At 57.6% G+C, this 6,000-nt stretch carries 5 protein-coding genes and 1 pseudogene; 1 reads left to right on the top strand and 5 read right to left on the bottom strand.

Translation table 11 applies throughout. The features are described 5' to 3' along the window. Nucleotides 1-234 precede the first annotated feature (234 nt). Nucleotides 235-906 (top strand): annotated as a pseudogene (locus tag PV773_RS24090) (hypothetical protein); the annotation flags it as partial. Between the two features lie 55 nt (nucleotides 907-961). Here the strand turns inward: PV773_RS24090 and PV773_RS24085 are convergent. From PV773_RS24085 to repA, 5 genes are all read right to left on the bottom strand, one after another. Next, nucleotides 962-1,366, bottom strand: coding sequence for a type II toxin-antitoxin system VapC family toxin (locus PV773_RS24085; RefSeq protein WP_347968802.1), 405 nt, complete (start codon nucleotides 1,364-1,366; stop codon nucleotides 962-964). After that, nucleotides 1,363-1,596: an AbrB/MazE/SpoVT family DNA-binding domain-containing protein gene (locus PV773_RS24080; protein WP_347968804.1), complete on the bottom strand. Its 234-nt coding sequence runs from the start codon at nucleotides 1,594-1,596 to the stop codon at nucleotides 1,363-1,365. The genes PV773_RS24085 and PV773_RS24080 overlap by 4 nt, the downstream gene beginning before the upstream one ends. A 110-nt stretch (nucleotides 1,597-1,706) precedes the next feature. Next, entirely contained in the window at nucleotides 1,707-2,912 is a 1,206-nt protein-coding gene (repC, locus tag PV773_RS24075; RefSeq protein WP_347968801.1) for a plasmid replication protein RepC, read from the bottom strand. 170 nt (nucleotides 2,913-3,082) lie between these two features. Continuing rightward, nucleotides 3,083-4,129, bottom strand: coding sequence for a plasmid partitioning protein RepB (repB, locus tag PV773_RS24070; RefSeq protein WP_347968803.1), 1,047 nt, complete (start codon nucleotides 4,127-4,129; stop codon nucleotides 3,083-3,085). After that, nucleotides 4,126-5,328, bottom strand: coding sequence for a plasmid partitioning protein RepA (gene repA / locus PV773_RS24065; RefSeq protein WP_347968800.1), 1,203 nt, complete (start codon nucleotides 5,326-5,328; stop codon nucleotides 4,126-4,128). The genes repB and repA overlap by 4 nt, the downstream gene beginning before the upstream one ends. Nucleotides 5,329-6,000 lie beyond the last annotated feature (672 nt).

Here is a 6,000-nt window from a genome sequence, read left to right as displayed (position 1 = left end):
CCAGCCAAAACCGCAATTACGGCATCGAGACATGGCCAAATCCTCCAGGATTTGGTCCAGTTCCGATAGGCATTACCTTCTCAAATGGCCTCTAATGTTGACCAGAAGTCCGAAGATCGTGCTGCGCAGTGCTCTGCTCGACCAGAGCGCACATCCGAAGAAGTCATTTCGTCCGGAAATGCCGCCGCCGACACTCTTCCGGTCGACGACTTACCCGACATTGTCGAAATCGTGATGGCGATCGGCACGGAGAAGCCCCTCCCCTGCCCGAATTAGGGTCTCCGGGTCTGCCTGCACATCTTGGCGACCTTGCCGAGCGCGCCCGCGTTTACGTCGCAGCGGCAAGTTCCGCCAACACCCGCCGCACCTACGCGGCCGACCGGAAGCATTTTGGCGACTGGCTACGCCAGCAGGGCCTTGCGCACTGCCGCCGGTTTCCGAAACCGTCGCGCTTTAAGTCATCGCACTCGCGTCGGGCACGGTTGCCGATGGCACCGCCGGAGAGAAGGATGCCGTCTCGACCATCGAACGCCGCCTGCCGTCGCTTTCGAGGAACTATGCCCAGCGCGGCCTTGCCCTCGACAGGAAGCATCGCGCCATCGCCACCGTCATGGCCGGGGATCCGCAATGCCCACGCACGGCCGCTTCGGCAGAGGAAGCGATCATGCCCGAAGACCTGATCGCCATGCTGGAAACGCTCGAACGCGGCACACTGCGCGGCGACCTGGCCGAAGGCGAACGCGCCAAGCTTTTCGCCGGCCATTCGCTGCGGGCCGGCCTGGCCTCCTCGGTCGAGGTCGAGGTCGAGGAGGCTATGTGCAGAAGCAAGCTTGGCCACGCTAGCGCCGAAATGACCTACAAATACCAGCGCCGGCGCGCGTCGACCTCACCAAGGCTAGTGGGCTTAGAAAGTCCCTCGCCTGTTGTCCAAGGCTCGTTCACACCAGTCTGTACGAACCGTTCAAGCGTCCGGAGTGATCAGGGTCAGTAAAGGAAAGTAGGATCGATAGCGGCCAACATCGCGCGTCAGAACCGGCAATTCAGCGACCGCCGCGTGCGCGCCAATAAAGAAGTCGGGCAACACGCCGGTGCGTGAACCGCCAGCGCGACGGTATTGGGTAAACGCCTTTCCCGCCAGGAACAGCGCTTCGCGCGGCATCGGTACAATCTCGAGGCCCGCTTGGTCGACGAAAGCCTCGAGATCTTCGATCCGCGCGTATCGAACCGCGAGTTCGGCATAGACCACGTCGTTGATCAACAGCGGCCCGCGTAGGCTGCAAGCCTCCAGCTGATTGATCGACCAGTCCGCCCAATGCGGATCATCCGTAACAAGATCAAGCAGGACATTGGTATCAACCAGCGTCACTCCTCACCCCGTGTCAGCGCCATGATCGCATCCGTATCAAGGCCGGCTCCGGCGTGGCCGCGCAATCGTGCGAAGCGGCTCGACGGCTGCTTTTTGTCGGCGCGCGCAATCACAACGCTGCCGTCGGCAGCGCGCCGAAAATCCACCTTGCTGCCGGGTACGATCCCCAGAAGCTCGCGGACCGGCTTCGGAATCGTGACCTGGCCTTTTGCAGTTACTGTTGCGGGCATATTCGCCTCGGTAATAACTATTTTCCGAAAGGTATTACCGAGCAAGCCATATTTCAATCCAGCGCGCGCCGCCCTCCCCCTGAAAACCCGTTGTCGGTGGCAACTACGTCTCATCCGGCCATTCTCGAGGCAGCGCCATTGGTTTTCAGCGCAGACATGAGCATCGGTCCAACCGAAAACGCCCCGGTCCGCGCCTTTTCGGTCAGGCTTCGGAGATAACCGCCAGCAGACGAGATATGCTGAGCGCGCTGCAGGATGCAGGCGATGACAATCGCGGTGTTTTCTTGCCCGAGCACATCAAGCGCATCGACATAGGCGGACGGGCTGATACCAAGATACCCCCTCACCTGCGCCGCCGTGGCCATCAGCTCCCGCCAGTTGGCAATCCCGGTGGGGGCATAGTCAACAATATCGGGGCATGCCTTCAGGACCAGACCAAGCGGAAAGCCTCTGGGTGGCTCAACCGGATTCGGCCTGGTCTCGCCCTCGCCCTTGGCTTTCTCGAAAGCTGGTTCAAGTTCAAAAATGGAGTTGGTATTTGAATCAGATTGCTGCCATCCATTCCGGGATTCATTGCCGTCCAGATTCTGAGCATTCATGTGCGAATTCAGAATGTTGTCGACTTCTTCGCGGACACCGGCCAGATCGGCCGCAATCGCCTCGAGGGTAGCCAACGTGGCGCGACGCGGGATAGCCTCAACAACGGCCCTGAAACGTCTCCAGAGGCTTCCCCAGTCGCCAGCAACGCCTTCTTCGATGGCCGCTTCGATGAGTTTTCCGACATCGCGCCGATAGAGGGTCACACGCTCGCGCGTGAGCCTGAGGGCGGCGTTGTCCGCTCGGACGCGTTCCGCAGCCTCGGCAAGCTCACCCGCCCTGGCCAGAAGCGGTGCCAGAGAGAAGCCAAAGGCTTGTTCATACTCCCCTCCCCTGCCTTTGCGGGCGTACCGCTTCCCGTTGGGGCTGTCCCTGCGCAGGATCAGACCGCAATCCAGCAGGGCCGCCAGATGCCTCCTCAGCGTCGTATCGGCCATGCCGTGGGCACGCAGCGACAGCTGCTTGTTCGACGGGAAAACAATCAACCCATTCTCCTCGGACAGCTCGTTGTCCGGATAGAACGAAAGCAGACCTGCAAGGACCGCAAGTGCACGATCACTGACACCTAAGAGTGTCTTCCCCTCGCACAGATCTCGGTAGACCTGCCATTTATCGACCGCCCTCCCATCGGGGATTTCGCGGGAATTCCGTTGCGCTGCCAACAGGGCAAGCGACATCGGCCGGCTCCCAAAGGGAGTCGATGCAATATGCGTCTCCATTTCCTTCACCTATTGAAAGGCAAAAGAACTCTGCCCGCTCAAACGACGGCTACGACTCTTGACAGTGATTCGTGGAGATGCGATTCTCTAGTTGCTACACATCGAGAAGGGCTTCCACGACTTCGGTCGCTTGGGGGCCTTTTTCTTTTGCGGTTTCAGTCTCCTTTTTCCTACTTTTCCAACTTCCTGAACGCCTCGTAGAGGCTGTCCAGATTGCTCGAAATCCACTCACCAAACGGCTTCGCATCGTTATCTGTCAGGTCGAGCGAGAATCCTTTCGGTCGAGATATTGCAACGACGCGAACTGACTTGTCCTCAGGAGCCCAGGCTTTGCCATTGGGCCTCGCTTTTGCCGATTTCTTCTTCGGCTTGTCGCCTTGGAGTTGCTTCGTGAGCAGCTCCAGACGTCGATCGCTGTCAACTGATTGGAATTCAGGAGACTCCGTTAGCCCCCCTACCCGCTCGCCCGCATCTCCGTTGCGGAACCTGATGGCGACCCTGTACCACTTATCACGGCCGCTGTTCTTTGCGGGACCGATTGCACGGATTACGTCGGATGGGATGTCGTTCGTGACGGAGATCATTTTTGATACCACCGTCTTATCAACAGCGAGTGCGGACATGATCACGTCGCGGTCGTATCCCTCTCGTTCCAGATTGGCCGCAAAGACAGCCTTTTCAATGAACGAAAGGTCTGCCCGAGCGCTGTTTTCCTGCCCTTGCGCGATCACGTGGTCCTTGTCGTCCAGCTCCTTAACAACAGCCTTGACAGGCCTTCCGAGCAACTTCGCTGCGCGAGCGCGCCGATGACCGAATACGGTCATGTAGCGGCCTTCCAGAGTCGGATGTGGCCGAACCAGAATTGGGCTGTGCTGCCCTCTTTGGCGAATAGCTTCTACCAATTCTTCAAAGGCCACGTGATCGTCGCCCATGCGGTCTGCAACAAAGGACGCGTCGATCATGGATGGGTCAAGTTCGACGACAGTCGCGCCTTCAAGAATCTTGGCTTCGAAGTCCTTGGCGGCCTGGGCTTTCTCGGCGAGCTCATCGATCGATTTCGTGATGGCTCCAAATGCCCCGCGGCTGCGATTTCTCTCCATTGCTGGCGACAGCGAAGCCGACGAACTATCGACATTTGACGGGGAGCTTGGCATCGAGTTGACCATAGTCAACTTGCGCTCAGTGAGCGACGTCAGCAGGTTCTTTCTCGACATTATCTACCCCACGCTTTGTGGATCAGACCGACGATTTCGTCGTTGACGCGCTGCAGGGATTCCATCGCCCGATCATAAGTTGATCGGGTGAATTGAGAACGCTCGACCTCGTAAAGAGTCTGCTTCGTGATGCCTGCGTCCGAAATGGCTACGGATTTCAAGGCCTCGTTCACAAGCATGTGCTGCTTGAAAAGCGAACGCATGAAAGCGACCATCTGGCTCTGAGGGCCATCCGTTGGCTCGTAGCGGGTCACCAGATAGCGAAGCCAATCGAGCTGCATATTGGCCCCTGCTCGTTTCAGAGTGCCCATCACCTCGCCCATCATAAGAAGGAACTGGCACATCGACATCACATCGAGCATCTGAGGATGCACGGTGATTAAAACGCCCGTCGAGGATGAAAGCGCTGTTAGAGTGAGATAGCCGAGCTGCGGAGGGCAATCGATGACGACCACGTCGTAGGTATCAGCGACATCAGTCAGGGCTTCGTCGAGTCGGCCAAAGAAGATACGCCCCATTGAGCCGTCGTTTCGGGCGAGTGCCAGTGGGGTGTCGTACTCGTACTCTTGCAGCTCCAGGTTCGCAGGTACGATATCCAGACCCGGAAAATTTGTTTTCTTTACGAGAACGGAGAGCGGCTTCCTTTGTTCGTCGTACCGCAGAGCCTCGTAAAGGCTTTCGTTATGGTCGATTTCAGGTTGGAACCCATGGAGTGCAGAAAGTGAAGCCTGTGGATCGAGATCTATAGCGAGCACACGATGACCCGTGAGTGCTAAGTGTTGCGCAAGATGGGCAGCTGTCGTCGTTTTGGCCGAACCGCCCTTGAAGTTAACAACCGCCAGCACCTGCAGGTGTTCGGAACCCCGTCGGTGCGGAACATACTTGGCTGCCGATCGACTGTTTCTGTCCAAGAAATGACGCATCTCAAGCAGCTGCTCGGCAGTGTATGAGCGACGCCCAGACGGTGTTACCATCGGCTGAGGGCCTTTGCCCTCGAGAGACAGATTCTTCAGGTAACCACTAGTGACACCCAGATACTGGGCAGCTTCAGAAAGTTGGAATGGCCGCAGGGATTTCTGCGCGTTCGGCGGGAACATCTCCAACCGATGCTCGTGCAACATCGCAGACAATTCGTTCGCCTGCTGCGTTATGAGCAGATCCACCTCGGAAATTTCGTCCTTGATGCTCGCCACCACATTCATCGAAAAATCTCGCACATGCACTTTAAAAGCCATCTTGGCATACTAACCGCATGTAGACGCGATTCTCTCGATCCGGCAAGAAGTTTTAAGTTAATGAAAGGTTAACGAGACTTTCGTGAACGCCTCCGAAAGCCACAGTTGACTGTAGTCAACTCACTCATTGGAACCTTCCAGATTCACGGCAGACTGCCTTTCGGCGCGCATGTCATTTCAGATCCCTATGCCACTCCCATGGCTACATGAGCGGGCAGCCCACCCAGCCCCCTAGCGTTGGCACCTCCGGAGCCTCCCGATAAGGCTTCATTTTTCGGCATGACCAAGCGAGACCATTGCGAATGAGGTAATCGTTCGCCTCAACTTTGCCAGCCCCACAGACAGCTGGGATGCTATCATAGAGGTCTTGTCGAACGGTGCCTCGACTTGTCCGCTCGAGTTTGTACCGATGTCGTCGCCATTGAAATTCGGGCGAGGGCGGTTGCAGCTACTTTGCCGCAGTCGCCTGGCGGAACCGGCCGCCGTTCCCAACTTCACCATCTCCTGCCGCATACGGCAGACAGACTAGAAAATGCTGTGCTCGCCGCATTCTTCAACGAAATCGACCCAAAACGGACCGTCGCCCTGATTGAGCCACTGCCCGCATCTGGTCTTAAAAGTGGCAGTCCTGATGCCGCT

It is taken from the genome of Mesorhizobium sp. CC13 (assembly GCF_039907765.1).
Taxonomy (GTDB): Bacteria; Pseudomonadota; Alphaproteobacteria; order Rhizobiales; family Rhizobiaceae; genus Aminobacter.
Note: the sequence above shows the minus strand (reverse complement) of the source record. Positions and strands in the feature narration are given on the sequence as shown.